This window comes from Labilibaculum sp. K2S (assembly GCF_030372765.1).
Lineage (GTDB): Bacteria > Bacteroidota > Bacteroidia > Bacteroidales > Marinifilaceae > Labilibaculum.
In genome coordinates, this window is the sequence record NZ_JAUCMW010000001.1 from 730,376 (window position 1) to 751,898 (window position 21,523).

The following is a 21,523-nucleotide window of genomic DNA, read 5'->3' on the forward strand; positions in this document are numbered from 1 at the left end:
TTTTTTGTTATATTATTTCTCCTTTTAAAACAGGATCAGAACCGTCTTCAATACTTGTAATCTTAACTTTATAGAATTGATTCTTTTCGATGTTTTCACCAGTGAACTGAACAGGAATATAATGTTCCCCATAGCCATTCGCAATATTTCCTTCAATCTTTTCAACTAAAACAGATTGGGTTTTCCCGATAAAGCTTTTTCTGTAATTAACTTTTATTTCATCAGATAGATTTCTGAGAATCTCACTTCTCTCGGTTTTTATTCTTTCATCCACCTGATTAAGCATTCGCTCAGCTCTTGTTCCTTTTCGAATAGAATATTTAAAAGTATGAACATGTCCAAAATTCAATTCTTTAATTGCATCACAAGTGGCTGAAAAATCTTCTTCACCTTCATTAGGAAAACCTATTATGATATCGGTTGTAATGTTGAAATCAGGGTTTTTAGCTCTTACGGTTTGCACTATTTCTTTAAATCTTTTGGCCGTGTACATTCTTCTCATTTGAAGTAAGACAGGTTCAGATCCACTCTGTAAACACAAGTGCAAATGCGGTGTCATTTTAGGATGATTCAAAAGTCCAAGAAATTTCTCTCCAAAACCATCAGGTTCTATAGAGGAAATACGAAGTCTAAAATCACCTTCAAGATTAAGAATTTGCTCGACAACATCATCAAATTGATATCCTTCAAACTCATATCTTCCAATATTTACACCGGTTATTACAATTTCCTTCGCTCCATGAGAAATTACTTCACGGATATTTGTCAGAATATCCTGTATCGGTCTGCTTGCAGCCCTTCCCCGAACCGAAGGAATAATACAAAACGTACAAAAATTATCACATCCATCTTGTATTTTAATCATACTTCGGGTATGAAAACCTTTATCTGTAGCTCCATAAGAAAATAGATCTGCATTCAATTTTGAAGGATGAATAATTTCGCCATCAAAATGTGCTTCAACCAAAGAAAACACAGAAGTTTTCTGATCATTTTCAACTACATAATTAATTTCTTCTCTACTTTCTAACTCTTCCTTTGCATTATTGGCCATGCAACCGGTAACAACAAGAACCGAATTTTTATTTCGTCTGTTCGCCTGATTAATAAAGTTTCTCGATTTGTGATCGCTTTGATGAGTTACAGTACATGAGTTAATTACGTATACGTCAGCAGACTCATCAAATTGAACAAGCTCATAACCTTTATCTTGAAATTGAGACGCCAACGCATCCGTTTCATATTGGTTTAATCTACACCCTAAGGTTTTAAACGCCACTTTCTTCACGCTACACTTTCTTTTATCGTTATCATTTCACCTTCAACTGAAAAATCAGCGGCTGATGTAATTTTTACATCTACAAATTGGCCTATCAAATTCTCTTCCTGTGATAAAAACCGTACATTAATTCTTCCTTCTGTTAATCCCGCAAGGTAACCATCGTGTTTAGCCTGTCCTTTAACCAACACCCGATAGGTTTTGCCCACCATTGAAGAATTATAATTTTTAGAATGAATCTTCAAATCCTGAGTTAAAATATGGTGTCGCTCTTTCTTAATATCCAGGCTGATATCATCAAACCAACGATGACTTAATGCGCCCGGACGGGGAGAGTACATTGCAATGTAAGCCATGTTGTATTTGAACTCATTCATTGCTTTTCTGGTATTTTCAAATTGTTCATCTTTTTCTCCTGTAAAGCCAACAATAATATCTGTAAAAAGGGTAGCCTCAGGAATTAAGCGTTTAATTGTATGAACAATTTGCCTGTACTTTTCCATTCCATGCTTACGATTCATGTGGATAAGGACTTTATCATCACCCGATTGAATTGGTAAGTGAATTTGCTTGGCAAGACATTTATACTGAGCAATTACTTCAATAACTTCATCAGTCATATCGCGCGGATGCGGAGAAGTAAAGTATATCCAAAACTCTTTGTTGAGTTGATTTCCCAAATTTCCAACTCTACGCAATAATTCAGGAAAATCTATTTCATCACCTTTTCTATCAATACCATATGAATTTACATTTTGTCCAAGTAAGGTAATTGATTTAAATCCACGCTCCGCCAAGCTTTGAATTTCTGTTACAATTTCATCGGAGGGACGGGAAACTTCTCGTCCTCTGGTATATGGAACGGCACAAAATGAACAAAACTTATCACAACCGTTTTGAATAGGAACAAAAGCCTCAAATTCTGAAGTGTAACTGGGTTTCACATGCCAGAATTCAGAAATATTTTCATTCTGGGAATCAAACCCCTGCTGCAATCCAACAGGAGTTGTAATTCCATATTGTTGAATCATTTCCGGTAATTTTGGCAAATCCTTCATCTGAAAAATGATGTCAAACAACTTGAGAAATTTATCCAGATCAGAGGGTAAGATACAACCGGAGACAAAAGTGATTAGGTTCCGTTTGTTTTTCCACAAATTCCATTTATGAATTTTAGAATAAACCTTGTCTATTGCCTTTTGACGCACAGAACAAGCTAAAATCCCAATTAGATTGGCTTCTTCTTCTTTATCTGTCCATTGGTAGCCCATATTTTCGATTACCGAACGAACTCTTTCTCCATCCGAAGCGTTCATTTGACAACCTAATGATACAAGATGATATTTCATATTTTAAAATTATAAATTACAAGTTAAGAATTATGAATTTGAAAATATTCCGCTTCTATACATGAACTATCTTAGCTCAATTTTCATAATTCTTCATTCTCCATTTAAAAGTATACCTCAGTGTGAATTGGACCTAATGAGATCCCTTGTTTTTCAAGAATGTCGTAAGCTTCATAAATCATATGACAATTACCACATAGATAACAAACTGTATCAGAAGGAATTGGGTTTTTCAATAAATAATCTGTGACTCTACCATGATAATCACCTGATTTTTCGCGGGAGGTACATAAAATGTACTTTCCATTCGGATAACTATCTTTTTCATACGCTTCTTCTTCAATTCTCACACCATGAAGTACCCGATAATCCATTTCAGGGTGCGTTTCAACAAAACTGTGAATTGGAGATATGCCAGTACCTGTAGCAATAAAAAGAAACTTTTTCCTGCCAATTTCCGATTCTTCTAATGAGAAATGACCAAAAGGTCCATCAACATCTAAATAATCACCAGTTTTACAACGCTTTAGCTTTTTTGAAACTAATCCGTTTTCAACTTCTTTAATTAGCACTTCTAAAAAATTATCATTTTCAGAACTATATATAGAATATTCTCTTCGATCAATACTTCCGGAAAATCCAAGAGTTATGTATTGCCCTGTTTTAAATGTAAAATCATTTTTTTCCATCCTTATAATATAGGTGGAAGAAGTCAAATTTCTTATTTCAATAACTTTGTGTGATCTCATTCCTAATTTATGTATTCAATATTATTCATCCATAAATTTATTTGTGCTTAACTCAATAATACGACGAATATTTTATATGGAATCATTACAAATAAACGAGTACAAAAAAAGATAAAATCCATCGAATAAACAAGTATAATAGGATCTTTAGATCCGTTTTAACAAAAATCAACAATAAATGTGCAAAATTCCAGAAAAAACCTCATTTTCTTCTAGAATACACATAAATCAGAGATGAATTAATTCAGTTTTATTTATTGATTATGTGATATTTAATGTGGTATTTTTATTATTTAAGCCCCTGAGAATTGAATAAATTACATTCTTACTGCAGTAGGGTAAGCATATTTCTTTCTGAAAGGCTTAAAAAATAATCTGAATTTTGTGATATTCCTCACATGCTGTTATTCTGCAAAAAATAGTTTGCCAAAATCAACATTTGACATTTCGCCTTTCTTCAATTCCGGAATCTCGATGATTGGACAATCAAATCCATATTTTTTCAAATAGGTTTTAAAAACCTGAATTGAATCTTTTAAAATGAATTCACTGTTTGCAGGATATTGATTGTAGACTAATCCTTTAATTGGAATTTGTCTTAATTTTGCAATTTCAAGACTGAGAAGAGTGTGATTAATACTACCCAGTTTTGATGATGTAACTAAAATTACCGGATATTTTTTCTCTTCCATGAAATCAAGAAGTGAATAATCCAAAGTTATTGGAACATGCATACCACCAACACCTTCCAAAAGAAGATAATCAAATTGATCTTCAAGAATTGTTGTTGATTTTTCTATTCTTTTAATATCAATTTCCTGATCTTGCATTTGTGCAGCCAGATGCGGTGATGCCGGGTAGTCAAAAACATATGGGCATGTGGTTCCGTCTTTATCAACCTCTTGAATTTCCATTCCCATTATTTCCCGATGCATTAAAATATCTTCAGAAATTCCTTTGCAACCGGTTTGTGCAAATTTTTGAGTTATTACTGATTTTTTATGCTCCAATAGATACCTGGCCATTAAACCAGTAGCAAATGTTTTGCCGGTATCAGTATCAATTCCTGCAATAAAATAGGTTGGCATTATTAATTTATCTTTTTTGGTTTAGCAATAAAATATAAGGGTTGGTAGGTGAGAGGCACACCCAAGTCCGTACCAAACAAATCCTGATAATCCTCTTTAAAATTCTTTAAATCACTTTTTGTCCAGGCCTTTCCAGGAATTCCGTTTACACCTGTTTGCTTCATATGAAATAAAACACCAAGAGGATCTGAGAAAAAACGGGTAATTGTTTCTTTGTCACTCCAAATAATTTCAAATTTATCCGACAAAAGCCGCTCATGTATTCCAAACGACAAATAGTTTAATCCTTTGCCATTCACTTCGCGTATTTCTCTGTAATTATCAGGGCCAAAAGTGCTAAATACAAGTAAACCATCAGGTTGTAAAGCTTTGTGTATTTTTGTCAAAAAACCATCTAAGTTGTTGAACCATTGGAATGTTGAACTCGAAATAATTAAATCCAAAGAATCTGGTAAGTCCATAGACTCAATATCACCACCCAAAAATTGTATGTCCGAATGAATAGAGCTAAGAATGTCTGAATATTCTTCTACAATATCATTTGCATAATACAAATCGGCATTAAATTTTTGGAAGAACTTCTCAGTTAGTACAGCCGGTCCGCAACCAATTTCAAGAACTTTCGAAAAATGGCTTACAGGTTGACGTAACAATTCATTAACTAATCTGGAGGCGATAGCTTCCTGGACAATAGCATGTTTACGATAGGTTTCGATACTTTTTACGAATCCTTTTTGTACTTTATCTTTATTAATATTTTGATGTTGCACTTTTACATTCCTCCATTAAATCATCCCACGAATTCCAACTGTAAAAACAAAAATGAGGAATATTTTCCTTCTTAATTATGTTATTTTGTTCACTCCAGGCATTTTCTAAATTTTCAAATGGGAAAATTAGATCATTTTGCCCCAATAATACGGAATCATATACATTCCAATCAACAAAATGGTTTTGTACAAGCTCCTGAAGTACAATTAATTCTTCCTTTTGATCTTCAATATCCCGCTGTGGCATTTGCACTTTGAAACGATCAAATCCATTTCTACCACCACACATTCGAAGCCAAAACTTCTCAATGGTTCTTGAATTCAATCCATCTATGGTGCCTTGAAAAATAGCAGGAGGAATGCCTTTCAAATTATCAATTGCTTGTAAAGTTCCATTTATGGCAATTTTACTGGCAAATAGATCCTTCCATTGATGGTAAAGCATATTCGCGACATAAACACCAAGCGACCATGCAACCAAATGTACTTCCTGATAATTTTCAAAGAGCCTTTCAACCTGTTTGGGAATTAAGATATCCCGATAATCGAAACACATAAGCACATCGTACTCTTTTGAATTTATTGATTGAAAAGGAGTTGCATCGCACCCCCAGCCATTCATAAACAAAATGCATTTCTCGTTAGCAGATTTATGCAGCCATTCACTTTTCATCGCAATAGTTCTTTATCAGTTCCGGTAGATCTTTAAGATCTTCCCAATCCATATCTGCACAAACAGAAATACGCAGTCTTGCAGAATCTTTAGGCACTGCAGGAGGGCGGATAGGGAATACTAAAAATCCCTTTTTTTGCAAATACTCAGCTAAATTAACGCATTTTTGACTGTCTCCAACCAGAACAGGAATAATATTTGAGCTTCCCATTGTTTCTATTCCGGCATTCTTCAGACCATCTCTTAATTGTTCCGATATTGACTGTAAATGCTCCCGTTCCATTTTCATTTTCACAATGGTTCGCAACATGATATAGTTCCAGCTGATTACAATTGGAGGTAGAGCAGTGGTGAAAATCAAAGAACGCATTTTATTAATTAAATACTCTTTAAGGATAGCATCACAAATAACATATGCACCTATTGAGTTCATTGCTTTACCAAAAGTGCCAATCAGTAAATCAATTTCATTAAGACATGATTTCTCTTCCGATAAACCAAGGCCTTTAATACCTCTAACACCAAGAGCGTGAGCTTCATCAATATATAAAAAGCAATCAAATCGCTTTTTAATTTCAATCAGTTTTTCAAGGTCAGCTTCATCGCCGTCCATACTAAAAACTGATTCACTTACAACAAAAACACGATTATAATCTTTCCGTTTTGTTGTAAGAATATGTGTTAAATGATCGTAATCAGCATGTTTGAATCTAACTTGCTCTGCACTGCTCAAACGAATACCATCAATTATACTGGCATGATTCAATTTATCAGATATTATCAAATCATCTTTTCCTGCTAAAGCTGCCAAAATACCAATATTAGCATGATATCCCGAATTAAAAAATAATGCAGTCCGGCCATACAAATTTTCGAGTTCAGCTTCCAGTAACTGATATTCCTTAAAGTTTCCGGTAAGCAGGCGAGATGATCCGGAACCAAAAGAATTCCCCTTTGGACGTGGAATATTCTTTTTACTAACTCCTAAATAATCATTTGAAGAGAGGTTAATTTTATAGTTACTTTCAGAAATCATTTTTAGGGCCCGAAGGTTGCCAGACTCCTCAAGCGTCTGTAATTCCTCTTTGTATTTATTCAGTTTTTGATCCATTTCTAATTTATTGCATTGCTACTACTTTAACCAAAGCTTTGCAAAGGAAAGATAAATCTTCTTCAGATATAATAAATGGTGGCATAATGTAGACTAATTTTCCAAATGGGCGAACCCAAACTCCATTTTCCACAAATTGCTTTTGAATAGAAGCCATATTTACCGGTTCATTCATTTCAATGACTCCAATAGCACCCAAAATTCGAACATCCTTTACTTGTTTTAATTCTTTCGCCTTCGACAAATTCCGTATTAATTGTTCTTCAATCTTACGAACCTTCTCCAAACACGATGATTCTAAAAGTAAATTGATACTTGCTACACCAACAGCGCATGCCAAAGGATTTCCCATAAATGTGGGGCCATGCATAAAACAACCTGGAGCACCTGCCGAAATTCCATCGCTTACTTTTTGTGAAGTTAAAGTGGCTGCAAAACTTAAATAACCACTTGTTATCGCTTTTCCAACGCACATAATATCCGGGGATATATCAGCGTGTTCGCAAGCAAATAATTTCCCTGTTCTACCAAAACCAGTAGCAATTTCATCGAGAATAAGCAGTACATCATACTTATCACAAGCTCTTCGCAGTTCCGTTAAATATTGAGGGTGATAAAATTTCATTCCTCCAGCCCCTTGAACAATAGGCTCTAATATAACAGCAGCAAGCTCTTCATGATGCGTTTCAATCATATTTTGCATAGACTGAAAGGAGCTAGAATCCCATTCATCATAAAAACCACAACTTGGCGATTCTGCGAAGTAATTAACAGGCAAAACGCCTCTGAAAATTTCATGCATTCCGGTTACAGGATCGCAAACAGACATGGCATTAAAAGTGTCACCATGATATCCGGAACGAATGCTCAAAAATTTATTTTTGTGTTGATTTCCTATAGTAAACCAATATTGAAGAGCCATTTTCATTGCCACCTCAACAGATACAGAACCGGAATCGCTGAAAAAGACCTTTTCCATTCCCTCTGGACTTAGTTCAACCAATAACCTGGCCAACTCAATTGCAGGTTTGTGAGTGATTCCGCCAAACATCACATGCGACATCTGCTTTAGTTGCTTTTGAACAGCTTCATTCAAAACAGGATGATTATATCCGTGAACAGCACACCACCACGAGGACATGCCATCAATAATATTTTGACCTGAATCCAATGTAAGTCTTGCACCATTGGCCGAAACCACGGGGTAGACGGGTAGTGGCTCATGCATTGAAGTATATGGGTGCCAAATATGTTCTCGATCAAAAACGAGATCAGATGGCTTAAACTGTTCCGACATAGGAGTTTTTTTTCATGTAAATTCTTTGTAAAACTAGGGTTTATCCTTCTAAACCGTACCAATTCTAAAGTATTTTTACAACATATGTTGTTTCGGCTCGTCTTGAAATGTTATTTGTTCGTTAAAAATCTGAAATCTCCTTGATTTGCCTTCAATTTAATTTAAATTGCTTCAAATTTAAAACACAAACATGAAAACTAAAAAAATTGCCGTTTTAGTATGTTTATTTCTTGCATTCAGCCTAACAACAATAGGTCAAAAACCTTATGATCCATCTCTTAACGGGAAAGAAGAAATTGCTAAGGCGGTTAGCAAAGCTAAAAAAGAAGGAAAACACGTCCTTTTACAAATTGGAGGAAATTGGTGCCCTTGGTGCATAAAAATGCACAATTACCTAGGTACTGAAACTACATTAAATAAGCTTATTGAAGATAATTATATTTTCCTTGAGGTAAATTACAGTAAGGAAAATAAAAATCTGGATGCATTGGCAGAACTTGGTTATCCTCAGCGTTTTGGATTTCCTGTTATGATCGTGTTAAATGGTAAAGGAGAAAGACTTCATACACAAAACACAGGTGATTTAGAACAAGACAAAACTTACGATTTCGAGAAAGTTAAATCATTCTTGTACAATTGGAGGCCTGATGCTTTAAATCCTGAACATTACAAATAAAGTAAAAGGCAATAAATTTAGACTATCAACTCCTTTTTTATTTGAATAAAGAAATAATTGTACTTTCTTTGTACAGAATTCTCAGGTTTTGGGATCCAAATTAAGGATATAATACTAAAAAAAAGAAAATATTATGACAATTTCAAAAGATAAGGTTGTTTCAGTTATTTATGAATTAAAAACTGATCTTTCGGGAGAGATTATTGAAAAAGCAGTAGCAGAAACTCCACTTACATATTTATGTGGTGCTGGACAGATGTTAGAAAAATTTGAAGAAAAATTGATGGGGCTGAAAGTAGGTGATTCTTTTGATTTCAAATTGGAAACTGAAGAAGCTTATGGTGAAGCTTCAGAAGAAGCAGTAATCGATCTTCCTAAAAATATATTTGAAGTTAACGGTGAATTTGATTCAGAAGTTATTGCGGAAGGAAATGTAGTGCCAATGCAGGACAATTCAGGCCGTAGAATGAATGGAATCGTTCTTGAAGTAACAGATGCTACTATCAAAATGGATTTCAATCATCCACTTGCCGGAGATACTCTTTTCTTCAAAGGTGAAGTTATTGAAGTTAGAGATGCTTCAGAAGAAGAAATGAAAGAAGCTTATGCACCTCAAGGTGGTTGCAATAGCGGAAGTTGTGAGAGTGGTGGATGTGGCAGCGGATGTGGATGCTAATTCTTTTCTGAAAAGATATTTCAGCCCGAAAGCCTTTGGTTTTCGGGCTTTGTTTTTCTAGTCTTATCAAGTATCTTTAAAGCACAATAAAAAAAAATCTTGATTATGTGGAAAAGATTACCTCTTTACGTGAAAATTTTAGTTGGAATGGGATTTGGAATTATAGCGGGATTAATTGCCGTTTATTTTGAATTGTCTGAATTAACCAATGATTGGATCAAACCTTGGGGCGATATTTTCTTAAACTTATTAAAATTGATTGCTGTTCCTTTAATTTTTGTTTCGTTGGTGAAAGGAATATCAAGTCTTTCCAATATTTCGAAATTATCAAGAATAGGAATTAAAACCATTTCTCTTTATGTCCTTTCTACAGTTATTGCCGTAAGTTTTGGTTTAATACTCGTGAATACTATTGAGCCAGGCAATACTTTTCCCGACTATAAAAAGATAGAGTTACAGGAAAAATACCATACAACAATTGATTTAAAGAAAAATCAGGCTTCAGATTTGAAAGAGGAGTCTCCACTCAAATTTCTTGTAGATGTTGTTCCATCCAATTTCTTTCATGCAGCCACAGATAATTCTAAAATGCTTCAGGTCATATTCTTTGCGATTCTATTTGGCATTGCAATGGTTATTTTGGAAGAAAAGAAAGTCAAGGTAGTTAGAGATTTTTTTGATGGGATAGATGCAATTATCCTTAAGATAATTGACCTCATTATGCTTTTTGCTCCTTATGGCGTATTTGCCCTTATCGCAGGTTTAATAGTCGATTTCTCTGGTGATCTTGATTTATTTTCAGCTTTAGGATTATATGCAATCACAGTTATTTTAGGTCTCTTGGTAATGATATTTATTATCTATCCATTGTTCCTGAAATTTTTTACCCCAGTTAGATACACTGATTTTTACAAAGCCATTTCACCTGCCCAACTGTTAGCATTTTCTACAAGTTCAAGTGCAGCAACCCTTCCGGTTACCATGGAGTGTGTTGAAAAAGAAATAGGTGTTGCTAATGAAGTTGCGAGTTTTGTACTTCCGGTTGGTGTTACCATTAATATGGATGGAACCAGTTGTTACCAGGCAATTGCTGCAGTTTTTATCGCGCAGGTGTTTGGTGTAGATTTGGATATTTACGACCAATTGATAATTGTGGTCACAGCAACTCTGGCATCTATCGGAACACCCGGAGTTCCGGGCGGGAGTATTATAATGTTAATCATTGTTTTAACATCGGTAGGAATACCCATTGAGGGTTTGGCATTAATATTAGGTATTGACCGGCCTCTTGATATGCTTCGCACAGTTGTTAATGTTACAGGGGATGCTACTGTTGCAACAATAGTTGCGGCAAGTGAAGGTCAATTAAATCCTGTCAGGAAAATTTAAGTCAAAACTATTTAGGTAATTATCAATTCATAACTTTTCAAAGGAACAAGGAAATTCAATAAGTGTTTATTATCTTTGTGGACGAATAACAGTATCTTCTGTTATGCAACTTATTCAAAAATATAGATATGGCAAGTAGAAAACGCTTAAAAAAGGATATCGATTACCTTAGTTTTGAGGTAATTTCAGATTGCTACAATTATAATTATTTACATCCTGAAAATAAGGATAAAGTAATGGACATTGTAAAGAATACTATTGTTTCCCGTAATCAATTAATTGCACGTGTAAATCATCCTGATGGTAAGGACAATCCTAAAATTGTAAAGGCTTACTACAAGGCTGTATATACTGATTTATTCAAGAATGTTGACGAATCTTTCACAGAATTGAGCAATTTAATTAAAGAGAAATAATTTCTTTCAAAAGATATTTCTGATAGCTTTGCGTATTGCAAAGCTTTTTTTATGCCCGAAGAAAAAATTATACTATTAGAGGATATTGGGGATGTTCTCTTTAAGAAGAGTCGAAGATTCAAACGTTTATCTGTACGGATAGCACCAAAAAAAGGAATTTGGGTTAATGTGCCTTATGGTATAAGTTATCAGGATGCCATCAATTTTGCCAAACAAAATAAAGCATGGATTATCAATAATAAGGCAAAAACAAAATTAAAAGAGAACAAACAAACAATTTTCACTCCTGAGATCCAATTTAAAACACGTTTCCATCAATTAAAGCTTAGTCCCGGAGAGGTGAGTTATTATTCTGCAAAACTCTCTAATGGAGTACTGGAAGTAAAGTATCCTGCCAATACCGCGATTCAAAATTCAGATTTACAAACATTCATTCGAAATTCTATTATAGAAACCCTGCGCAGAGAAGCAAACCATCATCTTCCAATTAGAATCAAAGAATTAGCAAAACTTGGTGAGTTTTCCTATAAATCCGTTAAAATTAAAAATACAAAAAGTCGTTGGGGATCATGTTCGCATGATAATAATATTAACCTCAATCTTCATTTAATGAGGTTACCTAATGAACTATGCGATATGGTTATTCTGCATGAATTATGCCATACTAAAGTTAAGAATCATTCCAGAGAATTCTATCAATTACTGGAAATCCATTGCCCGGAATTGACCAGAAAAAGAAAAGAAATTAAAAAATACTCTACAACAATATATTAACATGAATAAGGAAATTTATATTTTAGTTGGCATATGTGTATTAACATTCTTAATAGGGAATAAACTAAAACAAAAATTAAGCAACCCGGAACCAAAAAAGCTGACAAAAAGAGGCAATAAGACAAAAAATAACATTGTTGTATCACCAACGACTTCCCGCAGAAAAGAAAAACTAAAAGTTATCTTTTTATACATACAGCTTATTTTAGTATTTGGCTTGTTAATCTTTATGATTCCTGCCTTATCGCGCGATATCCTCGCAAGCAATCATGATATCAACCAAAATTTAATACTTCGAATATTAATCGTTGCGTTCGCAGCTTACATTTTATTTATTGGTTTCTTACAACTTAGAAAACCTCCGGAGAATAAAAATTAATAAATACCCAACTCAAAAAAACACAGAGTATTGGATTTATTCCTGAATATCCGAATAAATAAAGGAAAATTTCCATTTTATCCAGATAGCAACATTCTTTGTCATAAAGAAAACCAACTCATTTGTTTAATTTTGTGATACTTACGAGAGAAATTCCTTCCTTTTAACCTTCTTAGAATTTAATATCTGTAAACTAACGGAGTGTTGTTTACAAATTTCATTAGAATTTCGCCTGATATTGTAATCTACGGTCAAAAAAATCCAATTCAAAATTTACAAAAAGAAATTTAATCTAGTTTAGTATTGTAACTTACTCTAGTTGCACTAATCAACACATGTAAACAATTAAGGTGTGTAGTCTTGTAATTAATTTTGCATTGTAATTTACATGGGTAATGTTATAATGAATATCAATGTTCTGAATTTCAATTGAATTTACAATTGAAACAAGTTATGATCTTCTTACTAGCAAACTATAAATAATACAATTATTGACCTGTATACCAGTTGTTTAAAATACATAGGTAAAGTAATACTTTAATTTACTAATTACATATGTATAAAAATCGCGTTAATCTATGTGTATAATGTAACTTTTGATATCATAATAGTCAATATATCAGTAATATACGCGATCCACTTATAGTAAAATAACAAGCAAAATTATCCGTTAATATCATTTAATTTATATTTTTTGTAAATACTTATAGTATAGTATTGTAAATTTATTTAAAGGTTTGATATACAGTGATTTTACCATACTATTATTAATCCATTCAATATTGTTTACGAAATAGAATTTTACGGAGTAATTAATTGAATGTCTTTTAAAGATACATACTGTGCATAAACACTCTATTAGTAAGACGAATGGAATGTTTACAAAAGTAATAATGTTTAATGATTACAATCTGAATATATATTTTCCTCTGAATTACATTAGTGAATTACATTAGTGAATATTCTTTTTCTAAATATTTTGACTTTTGTAATTATTATTTTAAATTTGTGATGTTGTTAAAATTAACATCTGTAAAATTCACATATAAACAACTTAAGAATGAAAAATCGAATAGTTCAGCTGATTAATAGTGAAGGGTTAACCTCTTCTAAGTTTGCAGATACCATAGGCGTACAGCGATCGAGTATTTCTCATATTTTATCGGGTCGTAATAACCCAAGCCTGGACTTTGTTCAAAAAATTCTAATGTCATTTCCTTCAATAGACCCTAATTGGCTTATTTCAGGCATGGGTAATATGTATAAATCACAAGATTCACCTTCTTTGTTTCAAGAACCGGAAACGAGCCGGACACCACTTGAAACTCAACCTAATCATCCGCCTAAATTAAATAAAGAAACAATTAATATTCCGCGCTCAAACCCTGAACCTGTGCTGGAAATGAGTGCATTTACATCTGGAAAACAGATAGAGAAAGTAGTGGTGTTTTACACGGATAAAACTTTTAAAGAATACAATCCTTCTTAAATATTTTTTAGCTTATCTTTGCCTGCGTTTATACTTAACAGTTTAAAATACAACCAGGCACCATGAAAAAATTAGTACAGGACTTTAAGGTACTGCACAAGAAAGAGCTTAATGACGGAACTTTTGTTATTGATGTAAAGGCATCTACGCCCTTACCAGACATTAAACCAGGGCAATTTGTTAACGTTCTTGTCGAAAATGCAAACAACACCTTTCTTAGAAGGCCTTTATCCATCCATTTTGTTGATTACGAAGAGAATATAATCAAATTATACATTAAAAAAATTGGAGAAGGCACAACCAAATTAGGCGATTTAACTATTGGCGACAAACTCAATATCGTTTTCCCCTTGGGAAATCAATACTCTATCCCTAAGAACTCTAAAACTCTTTTAATTGGTGGTGGATGTGGTGTCGCTCCTTTATTATACTTGGCAAAATATCTTAAGGATGCAGGAAATGAGGTTACTACCATACTAGGTGTACGTTCAGCCTACGATGCTGTTGAATTAGATCCTTATAAAGAATACGGACGTATATTTGTTACTACCGAAGACGGTTCTGTTGGTGAAAAAGGCTATCCTACGCAGCATTCTATACTTAACGAGAAGTTCGACTACGCGTTTACCTGTGGTCCGGAACCTATGATGAAAGCTGTGGCTGCTTATTCCAGGAGTAAGAATATTACATGTGAGGTTTCCCTTGAAAACACTATGGCTTGTGGATTTGGAGCATGCTTATGCTGTGTAACTGATACAAAAAGAGGTAATATATGTACATGCACTGAAGGTCCGGTGTTCAATATAAATGAGTTGAAATGGTAAATTTGGAAGTTAAACTTAAGGATCTGATTCTTAAAAATCCGGTAATGACTGCTTCCGGAACCTTTGGTTACGGTGAAGAATTTGAAGATTTTATTGATATCAGCCAATTAGGCGGCATATTAGTTAAAGGCACTACAAGACATCATCGGGAAGGAAACCCTTACCCTAGAATGGCTGAAACACCTTCTGGAATGCTAAATGCTGTTGGACTGCAAAATAAGGGAGTAGAATATTTTTGTGATAAAATATATCCTAGAATTAACCATTACGACACGAATATTTTGGTTAATGTTTCCGGCTCTGTAATAGAAGATTACGTTGAAACAGCTGCAATAATTAATAATTTAGATAAGATTCCGGCAATAGAGCTGAATATATCTTGTCCGAACGTTAAAGAAGGCGGAATGGCTTTCGGAACTAGCTGTTCATCTGCAGCATCTGTGGTTCGAGCAGTTCGTAAGGTGTACAAAAAGCATTTAATGGTTAAATTGTCACCAAATGTAACGGATATTACTGAAATAGCTAAAGCTGTTGAAGCGGAAGGTGCTGATTCTGTATCTCTTATCAATACATTACTAGGAATGGCTATTGATGCAGAAACAAGAAAGCCCCTTTTATCTACTGTTACAGGAGGTTTGTCTGGTCCATGTGTGAAACCAGTTGCCTTACGAATGGTTTGGCAGGTTTTTAACGCTGTTAATATCCCAATTGTTGGTTTAGGTGGCATTATGAATGCGAAAGATGCCATTGAGTTTATTCTGGCCGGTGCATCTGCTATTCAAATTGGAACTGCTAATTTTATTGATCCTCAGGTAACAGTTAAAGTTGTTGAAGGAATCAAGGAATATATGATCAGACATCAGGTTGAAAATGTGACTGATTTAATTGGAGCGATTAAAACACAATAGATAAGATACTTATATTAGGGAATTATTTCTTTAATTGACAATTTGAGAGTTTACAATTGTAATTACAGTTGTAAACTCTTGCCGTTTTATTTGAATTTTGTTCTATTTTTATACAATTTTTTCGACACAAATAACGAATGTATTTTTATCATTAAACCCTATATAACAAGATGTTACACGGACATGGAGATGATGGTTACCAATATAAACAGGCAATTGTGGCTAATTTCAGCAGTAATGTTTGGTTTGGGGGTAAATCCGAAGATCTAAAACAGCACTTATTCAAAAATTGGAATACTATACATTCTTATCCTGAAGCATCTGCTGAGAGTCTTGTGAAGGCATTGACAATAGATTTAGATGTAAATAAGAATCAAATTATTGCAACCAATGGCGCTACGGAAGCCTTCTACCTTATTGCACAATGTTTCTCTGGATCTAATTCAAGTATTATAATCCCTACCTTCTCCGAGTATGAAGACGCTTGCAGAGTCAATAAACACAAGTTATTCTTTATTAATTGGGCAGAATTAGACAGCAAAACAATTTTTGAAGAAGGCTTGGTTTGGATTTGCAACCCTAATAATCCAAATGGAAATATTCTAGAATTGGATGAACTTGAGAAAATTTTAAAAATCAATTCAAAATCTGTTTTTGTGATTGATGAAGCCTATATTGATTTTACTGATGAGATTAACTCATGCATAGATTTACTTGATAAGTATGAGAATTTAATTTTGGTGAAATCACTCACTAAAAACTTTTCAATTCCCGGCCTGAGATTGGGATATTTAGTCTCAAACAAGGTATTGGTACAGAATATTCAATTCTACAAGGCTCCTTGGACGGTAAATTCACTGGCAATTGAGGCTGGAAAGTTCCTTTTGGCAAATAAAACAGATTTTATGCCATCTGTAAACTATTATAAATCAGAAACTAAAAAATTCAAGGGAAATATTCAAAAAATTTCCGGTCTGCAAATTCATCCTTCAAAAACTTCCTTCTTTTTAGTTGAACTAGAAAAATTATCTGCTTTTGAGCTTAAAAAGTTTCTAATTTCAAATTTTGGGATATTAATTCGCGATGCAGCTAATTTTCGTGGATTAAATTCTTCCTTCTTCCGATTAGCCACCCAAACCGATGAAAAAAATCAATTATTAATAGAAGCGTTAATTCAATGGAGCAAATTAAACTCATAATTATCCCTCTTGTTATAGGATACATTTTGGATCTCATTTTTGGTGATCCAAGAAGCTTGCCACACCCAATCGTTTTATTCGGTAACACGATTGCTTTTTTCACTAAATATCTGACTAAAGGAAAATACCAATTGTTTAAAGGAGCAGTAATGGCTTTAGGATTAGCAACTAGTGTGTATTTTATTTTTTCGTACCTAAGCATCATCACTTTAAACTGGAATAGTACAGTTTATATTGTATTTACCTCGATAATGGTTTTTTACGGATTAGCGAACAAAAGCTTGTTACAGGAAGGATTCGAAGTCTTTAAACATCTTAATGAAAAAGGATTAGAAGCAGGCAGAAAAAGATTATCATGGATTGTCGGTCGGGATACATCAAAATTATCGAAACAGGAAATACGTTTGGCTGTATTGGAAACTTTATCAGAGAATTTATCGGATGGCGTTGTTGCTCCTCTTTTTTACTTTGCCATTGCCGGAGTTCCGGGAATGATGTGTTATAAAATGATTAATACAATGGATTCCATGATTGGATATAAAAATGAAAAGTACATTTTGTTTGGACGTATTGCTGCCCGATTGGATGATATTGCAAATTTTATTCCCGCTCGTATTACTGCACTTCTAATGGTATTATTCACGCTAAATACAAAAGGCTTTTTATACATCTTTAAATATGGACATGCTCATCTCAGTCCTAATGCCGGTTACCCGGAGTCAGCACTCGCAGGAATAATGAATTGTCAATTTGGAGGACCTCATGATTATGGCGGGAAAAGTGTACACAAACCATTTATTGGAGTTAATAATCGACCAATACTGAACGAAGATATCTATAAACTTTTTTACATCAACCATTCGGTGTGTTTCGCAAGTGTTCTTATAATTATTGCTGTCTATTTTCCATATGAAATTCTGTTGTAAAAAAGGAGAATTTAATTCCAGCTGGAATCTTTAATTTGTAACTTCACACTTTAAATATTCCACATTTATGAAGGATACTGATCCAAAAATAAATTAGCAATGATTCATTTAATTACAGGAGGACAACGTTCCGGGAAAAGTTTATTTGCTGAAGATCTGGCACTATCCTTAAATGATCAGCCTGTTTATCTGGCAACCTCACGAATTTGGGACGAAGCACATCGCGAAAGAATTGAAATACACAAAAACAGACGTGGAAATCAATGGACTACTATTGAAGAAGAGAAATTTTTGAGCCAGCACGATTTTACGGGGAAAGTAGTTCTTTTAGATTGCATCACCTTATGGATAAACAACTTCTTTTTTGACAATGGTGAGGATGATAAAAAATCATTACTTGAAGCTACTCAAGAACTTGAAAATATATTTGCTCAAAATTGCAACTGGATAATTGTTACCAATGAATTGGGATTAGGAGGATATCCGGGAAACAAAATAGCAATGAGATTCAATGATCTGCAAGGAAGCATTAATCAGTACATCGCAAAAAGAGCAGATCGTGTTACATTAATTATATCTGGTTTACCACTTGAAATTAAAAATACTTTATAACAGAACAATCAAATCCGAACCTTTAAATAATTATAATGGAATTTAAGATATCCTCCGTATCCACATCCTTGGATCAGGAGTTGTTAAATAAAATCAATGGGAAAACAAAACCCCTTGGTTCGCTTGGAATACTTGAAAAGATTTCATTTCAAATAGGAAGAATTCAAGAAAGTCTATCTCCGGAAATTAAAAATCCTGCAGTGGTTGTATTTGCTGGGGATCATGGAATAGCAGATGATGGTGTAAGTTTTTATCCTAAATCTGTTAGCTATGAAATGCTTTACAATTACATGCAGGGAGGTGCAGCCATAAATGTATTTTCCCGTCAGCATAATATTGATTTTAAAGTTGTTGACGCAGGTATAGATCATGATTTTAATCCATCATTAAATATTATCAATAAAAAAATTGCTTACGGAACTAAGAATTACCGATTTGGCCCTGCAATGACAAAAGATCAATGCCTGGAAGGATTTAAGAGTGGTGCTGATGTTATTGAGGGAATTCATAAAGAAGGATGCAACTTTATTGCTTTTGGAGAAAAAGGCATCGGAAATACATCATCGGCAGCATTAATACTTAGCCTTTTAGCTGATATTAGCCTGGAAGAGTGCGTAGGAAGAGGAACTGGATTGGATAATAATGGCGTAAAATCAAAATTTGAATTATTGAATGAAGCTTTGCATAAATACAATGGTGGTAATGATCCCCTTAATGCATTGATTCAATTTGGTGGTTTTGAGATAGTTATGATTGTAGGTGCCATGCTGAAAGCTGCAGAGTTAAAAATGACCATGTTAATTGATGGATTTATCATTACTTCAGCATTGCTTGCCGCATCCAAAATCAACTCTAAAGTATTGGAATATTGCCTGTTTGCTCACATGTCGAATGAGCAGGCACATATCAAAATGCTAAACTACCTAAATGCAGAACCAATTTTGGATATCGGCATGCGATTGGGTGAAGGAACAGGAGCTATGGTTTGTTATCCGATTGTAAAAAGCGCCGTTCAATTTATTAATGAAATGGCTTCATTTCAGGAAGCTGGAGTAAGTGAATCAGAAGAGGTCAAAACAATCAGCTAATTGTTTTATATTTAATTTTACATTTAAAAAGTCGCATCAATGAATTTCAATATAAGTAAACCTAATAACGAGCTGACCGAACAACTTCAACAGAAAATTGATTTAAAAACCAAACCCATTGGATCGTTAGGTGTCTTAGAAAAGTTAGCCGTAAAAATTGGATGTATTCAAAACACTTTGAGTCCGGAATTAAAACAACCGACTATCATGGTGTTTGCTTCAGATCATGGAATTGCACTTGATGGTGTGAGTCCGTACCCACAAGAAGTTACCTGGCAAATGGTAGCTAATTTTCTTAATGGCGGTGCTGCAATTAATGTTTTTGGTCGTCAGAATGGAATAGATATTCGGATAATTGATGCCGGTGTAAATTTCGATTTTGACAAAAGCTCCGGAGTAATTAACGCTAAAGTTGATTACGGAACAAAAAGTTATTTGAACGAATCAGCAATGACTGCAGAACAATTTAAAACAGCAATTAAACGCGGTTCAGATCTTTGCGATAAAATGCATAGAGAGGGATCCAATATTATCGGTTTTGGTGAGATGGGAATTGGAAATACCTCGTCTGCAGCTATTTTACTGCATATTTTAGCTGGCGTAGATTTAAAAGAATGCGTTGGTCGTGGTACCGGATGGGATAATGAAGGTTTGAAAAAGAAATATGAAATACTGAAAAAAGCTGTTGATAATTACAATGGCGATAATTCTGTTGAAAATATTATAACTCATTTTGGTGGCTTCGAAATTGTCATGATTGTTGGAGCGATGTTAAAAGCAGCCGAATTGAAAATGGTGATTATGGTTGATGGTTTTATTATTAGTTCTGCACTTTTAGCGGCATCAAAAATAAATTCTGACGTTCTGGAATATTGTATTTTTACACACAAATCGAATGAAAATGGTCACAAGCATATGCTTAAATATTTAAAAGCGGAGCCAATTTTAGATTTAGGAATGCGCTTAGGCGAGGGCACAGGAGCAGCGGTAGCCTATCCAATTATTGAATCGGCGGTAAATTTTCTAAATCAAATGGCTAGTTTCGAAGATGCTGGCGTAAGCAACAGCGATCAAATTTCACAAGCATAGATGAGAAGAGAAATTGACATATTTTTTACTGGATTATCCTTTTTTACGCGAATTCCATTTCCGAAATGGGCTCGGTTTGAAAAAGAATATCAACATGAAGCTATCAAATATTTCCCCATTTCAGGTGCAATTATTGGTGGATTAGCCGGTTTGGTTTTTTATCTCGCTAATTTAATTTTCCCCTTTAATCTATCGGTAATGCTAAGTATGGGATTCACGGTTCTGTTCACTGGGGCATTACACGAGGATGGCTTTATGGATGTCTGTGATGGATTTGGTGGAGGCTGGACACCTGAGCGGATCCTTGAAATTATGAAGGATTCCTTAATTGGAGCATTTGGAGTTACAGGTATTGTTTTCCTGGTGATGACAAAGTTTTTTTGTCAGTATTCTATATCTGCAACTCAATTGCCCTTGATTTTAATTGCCGCCCATTCTGTAACAAGAATGTTTGCTGCTACATTGGTAAATTCGCACCAATATGCACGAACCGAAAATTCAAAAGCAAAAGATTATTCCCAAAAACTATCAACCAAAAATCTAATTTTCACTATTATTACAGGAATTCTGCCTTTGGCATTATTGGGGAATATAAAGTTTTTCTTAATTCTTATTCCTGTTTATTTAAGTAAAGTTTTATTAGGTAGATATTTTAATAAATGGATAGGTGGTTTTACCGGCGATTGCATTGGGGCAACGCAACAGGTTTGTGAGATTGTATTTTATTTATCCTATATGGTAATTATTAATCAAGTTTTATAA

23 protein-coding genes are annotated in these 21,523 nt (G+C 34.0%); 15 read left to right on the top strand and 8 right to left on the bottom strand.

Features of this window, described 5'->3' with window-relative positions; all coding sequences use genetic code 11:
* Nucleotides 1–7 precede the first annotated feature (7 nt).
* From mtaB to bioA, 8 genes are all read right to left on the bottom strand, one after another.
* Nucleotides 8–1,288 (bottom strand): tRNA (N(6)-L-threonylcarbamoyladenosine(37)-C(2))-methylthiotransferase MtaB, encoded by a 1,281-nt coding sequence (mtaB, locus tag QUH73_RS02780; RefSeq protein ID WP_289528952.1) that lies wholly within the window; start codon nucleotides 1,286–1,288, stop codon nucleotides 8–10.
* A complete protein-coding gene (miaB, locus tag QUH73_RS02785) occupies nucleotides 1,285–2,628 on the bottom strand; it encodes a tRNA (N6-isopentenyl adenosine(37)-C2)-methylthiotransferase MiaB (RefSeq protein ID WP_289528953.1) in 1,344 nt (447 codons plus the stop codon). The genes mtaB and miaB overlap by 4 nt, the downstream gene beginning before the upstream one ends.
* A 104-nt stretch (nucleotides 2,629–2,732) precedes the next feature.
* The gene (locus QUH73_RS02790; protein WP_289528954.1) at nucleotides 2,733–3,377 is read right to left on the bottom strand and encodes a ferredoxin--NADP reductase; all 645 of its coding nucleotides are present in this window, start codon (nucleotides 3,375–3,377) and stop codon (nucleotides 2,733–2,735) included.
* Nucleotides 3,378–3,781: 404 nt separating this feature from the next.
* Nucleotides 3,782–4,465 carry a dethiobiotin synthase gene (gene bioD / locus QUH73_RS02795; protein ID WP_289528955.1) on the bottom strand — a complete coding sequence of 228 codons (684 nt, stop codon included), beginning with the start codon at nucleotides 4,463–4,465 and terminating at the stop codon, nucleotides 3,782–3,784.
* A gap of 2 nt (nucleotides 4,466–4,467) precedes the next feature.
* Nucleotides 4,468–5,235: a malonyl-ACP O-methyltransferase BioC gene (gene bioC, locus QUH73_RS02800; protein WP_289528956.1), complete on the bottom strand. Its 768-nt coding sequence runs from the start codon at nucleotides 5,233–5,235 to the stop codon at nucleotides 4,468–4,470.
* A complete protein-coding gene (locus QUH73_RS02805) occupies nucleotides 5,216–5,908 on the bottom strand; it encodes a DUF452 family protein (RefSeq protein WP_289528957.1) in 693 nt (230 codons plus the stop codon). The genes bioC and QUH73_RS02805 overlap by 20 nt, the downstream gene beginning before the upstream one ends.
* Entirely contained in the window at nucleotides 5,898–7,019 is a 1,122-nt protein-coding gene (locus QUH73_RS02810; RefSeq protein WP_289528958.1) for an aminotransferase class I/II-fold pyridoxal phosphate-dependent enzyme, read from the bottom strand. The genes QUH73_RS02805 and QUH73_RS02810 overlap by 11 nt, the downstream gene beginning before the upstream one ends.
* Before the next feature lie 7 nt (nucleotides 7,020–7,026).
* Complete coding sequence (gene bioA, locus QUH73_RS02815; protein ID WP_289528959.1) at nucleotides 7,027–8,316, bottom strand: adenosylmethionine--8-amino-7-oxononanoate transaminase; 1,290 nt, start codon at nucleotides 8,314–8,316, stop codon at nucleotides 7,027–7,029.
* 190 nt (nucleotides 8,317–8,506) lie between these two features.
* On the opposite strand from bioA, the gene QUH73_RS02820 reads away from it, so the two are divergent.
* The 15 genes from QUH73_RS02820 to QUH73_RS02890 all read left to right on the top strand — a co-directional run bounded on the left by QUH73_RS02820 (nucleotide 8,507) and on the right by QUH73_RS02890 (nucleotide 21,523).
* Nucleotides 8,507–8,992, top strand: a complete 486-nt coding sequence (locus tag QUH73_RS02820; RefSeq protein WP_289528960.1) for a thioredoxin family protein — start codon at nucleotides 8,507–8,509, stop codon at nucleotides 8,990–8,992.
* A 133-nt stretch (nucleotides 8,993–9,125) separates the two neighbouring features.
* Nucleotides 9,126–9,668 carry an FKBP-type peptidyl-prolyl cis-trans isomerase gene (locus QUH73_RS02825; protein WP_289528961.1) on the top strand — a complete coding sequence of 181 codons (543 nt, stop codon included), beginning with the start codon at nucleotides 9,126–9,128 and terminating at the stop codon, nucleotides 9,666–9,668.
* 105 nt (nucleotides 9,669–9,773) lie between these two features.
* Nucleotides 9,774–11,057, top strand: a complete 1,284-nt coding sequence (locus tag QUH73_RS02830) for a dicarboxylate/amino acid:cation symporter (RefSeq protein ID WP_289528962.1) — start codon at nucleotides 9,774–9,776, stop codon at nucleotides 11,055–11,057.
* 128 nt (nucleotides 11,058–11,185) lie between these two features.
* Nucleotides 11,186–11,473 carry a hypothetical protein gene (locus tag QUH73_RS02835; protein WP_289528963.1) on the top strand — a complete coding sequence of 96 codons (288 nt, stop codon included), beginning with the start codon at nucleotides 11,186–11,188 and terminating at the stop codon, nucleotides 11,471–11,473.
* Nucleotides 11,474–11,524: 51 nt separating this feature from the next.
* Nucleotides 11,525–12,247 carry a M48 family metallopeptidase gene (locus QUH73_RS02840; protein WP_289528964.1) on the top strand — a complete coding sequence of 241 codons (723 nt, stop codon included), beginning with the start codon at nucleotides 11,525–11,527 and terminating at the stop codon, nucleotides 12,245–12,247.
* 1 nt (nucleotide 12,248) lies between these two features.
* Complete coding sequence (locus QUH73_RS02845) at nucleotides 12,249–12,626, top strand: hypothetical protein (RefSeq protein ID WP_289528965.1); 378 nt, start codon at nucleotides 12,249–12,251, stop codon at nucleotides 12,624–12,626.
* Nucleotides 12,627–13,686: 1,060 nt separating this feature from the next.
* The gene (locus QUH73_RS02850; RefSeq protein WP_289528966.1) at nucleotides 13,687–14,115 is read left to right on the top strand and encodes a helix-turn-helix transcriptional regulator; all 429 of its coding nucleotides are present in this window, start codon (nucleotides 13,687–13,689) and stop codon (nucleotides 14,113–14,115) included.
* 62 nt (nucleotides 14,116–14,177) lie between these two features.
* Nucleotides 14,178–14,939 (top strand): dihydroorotate dehydrogenase electron transfer subunit, encoded by a 762-nt coding sequence (locus QUH73_RS02855; protein WP_289528967.1) that lies wholly within the window; start codon nucleotides 14,178–14,180, stop codon nucleotides 14,937–14,939.
* Nucleotides 14,933–15,847, top strand: a complete 915-nt coding sequence (locus tag QUH73_RS02860; protein WP_289528968.1) for a dihydroorotate dehydrogenase — start codon at nucleotides 14,933–14,935, stop codon at nucleotides 15,845–15,847. Before QUH73_RS02855 ends, QUH73_RS02860 begins: the two co-directional genes overlap by 7 nt.
* A gap of 170 nt (nucleotides 15,848–16,017) precedes the next feature.
* A complete protein-coding gene (locus QUH73_RS02865; RefSeq protein WP_289528969.1) occupies nucleotides 16,018–17,046 on the top strand; it encodes a pyridoxal phosphate-dependent aminotransferase in 1,029 nt (342 codons plus the stop codon).
* A complete protein-coding gene (gene cbiB, locus QUH73_RS02870) occupies nucleotides 17,025–17,972 on the top strand; it encodes an adenosylcobinamide-phosphate synthase CbiB (protein ID WP_289528970.1) in 948 nt (315 codons plus the stop codon). Before QUH73_RS02865 ends, cbiB begins: the two co-directional genes overlap by 22 nt.
* Before the next feature lie 99 nt (nucleotides 17,973–18,071).
* Nucleotides 18,072–18,584 (top strand): bifunctional adenosylcobinamide kinase/adenosylcobinamide-phosphate guanylyltransferase, encoded by a 513-nt coding sequence (locus QUH73_RS02875; protein WP_289528971.1) that lies wholly within the window; start codon nucleotides 18,072–18,074, stop codon nucleotides 18,582–18,584.
* Nucleotides 18,585–18,619: 35 nt separating this feature from the next.
* Complete coding sequence (gene cobT / locus QUH73_RS02880; protein WP_289528972.1) at nucleotides 18,620–19,672, top strand: nicotinate-nucleotide--dimethylbenzimidazole phosphoribosyltransferase; 1,053 nt, start codon at nucleotides 18,620–18,622, stop codon at nucleotides 19,670–19,672.
* 39 nt (nucleotides 19,673–19,711) lie between these two features.
* Nucleotides 19,712–20,761, top strand: coding sequence for a nicotinate-nucleotide--dimethylbenzimidazole phosphoribosyltransferase (gene cobT, locus QUH73_RS02885; protein WP_289528973.1), 1,050 nt, complete (start codon nucleotides 19,712–19,714; stop codon nucleotides 20,759–20,761).
* Complete coding sequence (locus tag QUH73_RS02890; protein WP_289528974.1) at nucleotides 20,762–21,523, top strand: adenosylcobinamide-GDP ribazoletransferase; 762 nt, start codon at nucleotides 20,762–20,764, stop codon at nucleotides 21,521–21,523.

Bases quoted from the DNA above. Each gene is read 5' to 3' on its own strand.
- miaB (WP_289528953.1), bottom strand. From the start codon at position 2,628: ATGAAATATCATCTTGTATCATTAGGTTGTCAAATGAACGCTTCGGAT.
- QUH73_RS02790 (WP_289528954.1), bottom strand. From the start codon at position 3,377: ATGAGATCACACAAAGTTATTGAAATAAGAAATTTGACTTCTTCCACC.
- bioD (WP_289528955.1), bottom strand. From the start codon at position 4,465: ATGCCAACCTATTTTATTGCAGGAATTGATACTGATACCGGCAAAACA.
- QUH73_RS02805 (WP_289528957.1), bottom strand. From the start codon at position 5,908: ATGAAAAGTGAATGGCTGCATAAATCTGCTAACGAGAAATGCATTTTG.
- QUH73_RS02810 (WP_289528958.1), bottom strand. From the start codon at position 7,019: ATGGATCAAAAACTGAATAAATACAAAGAGGAATTACAGACGCTTGAG.
- bioA (WP_289528959.1), bottom strand. From the start codon at position 8,316: ATGTCGGAACAGTTTAAGCCATCTGATCTCGTTTTTGATCGAGAACAT.
- QUH73_RS02820 (WP_289528960.1), top strand. From the start codon at position 8,507: ATGAAAACTAAAAAAATTGCCGTTTTAGTATGTTTATTTCTTGCATTC.
- QUH73_RS02825 (WP_289528961.1), top strand. From the start codon at position 9,126: ATGACAATTTCAAAAGATAAGGTTGTTTCAGTTATTTATGAATTAAAA.
- QUH73_RS02830 (WP_289528962.1), top strand. From the start codon at position 9,774: ATGTGGAAAAGATTACCTCTTTACGTGAAAATTTTAGTTGGAATGGGA.
- QUH73_RS02835 (WP_289528963.1), top strand. From the start codon at position 11,186: ATGGCAAGTAGAAAACGCTTAAAAAAGGATATCGATTACCTTAGTTTT.
- QUH73_RS02840 (WP_289528964.1), top strand. From the start codon at position 11,525: ATGCCCGAAGAAAAAATTATACTATTAGAGGATATTGGGGATGTTCTC.
- QUH73_RS02845 (WP_289528965.1), top strand. From the start codon at position 12,249: ATGAATAAGGAAATTTATATTTTAGTTGGCATATGTGTATTAACATTC.
- QUH73_RS02850 (WP_289528966.1), top strand. From the start codon at position 13,687: ATGAAAAATCGAATAGTTCAGCTGATTAATAGTGAAGGGTTAACCTCT.
- QUH73_RS02855 (WP_289528967.1), top strand. From the start codon at position 14,178: ATGAAAAAATTAGTACAGGACTTTAAGGTACTGCACAAGAAAGAGCTT.
- QUH73_RS02860 (WP_289528968.1), top strand. From the start codon at position 14,933: ATGGTAAATTTGGAAGTTAAACTTAAGGATCTGATTCTTAAAAATCCG.
- QUH73_RS02865 (WP_289528969.1), top strand. From the start codon at position 16,018: ATGTTACACGGACATGGAGATGATGGTTACCAATATAAACAGGCAATT.
- cbiB (WP_289528970.1), top strand. From the start codon at position 17,025: ATGGAGCAAATTAAACTCATAATTATCCCTCTTGTTATAGGATACATT.
- QUH73_RS02875 (WP_289528971.1), top strand. From the start codon at position 18,072: ATGATTCATTTAATTACAGGAGGACAACGTTCCGGGAAAAGTTTATTT.
- cobT (WP_289528972.1), top strand. From the start codon at position 18,620: ATGGAATTTAAGATATCCTCCGTATCCACATCCTTGGATCAGGAGTTG.
- cobT (WP_289528973.1), top strand. From the start codon at position 19,712: ATGAATTTCAATATAAGTAAACCTAATAACGAGCTGACCGAACAACTT.
- QUH73_RS02890 (WP_289528974.1), top strand. From the start codon at position 20,762: ATGAGAAGAGAAATTGACATATTTTTTACTGGATTATCCTTTTTTACG.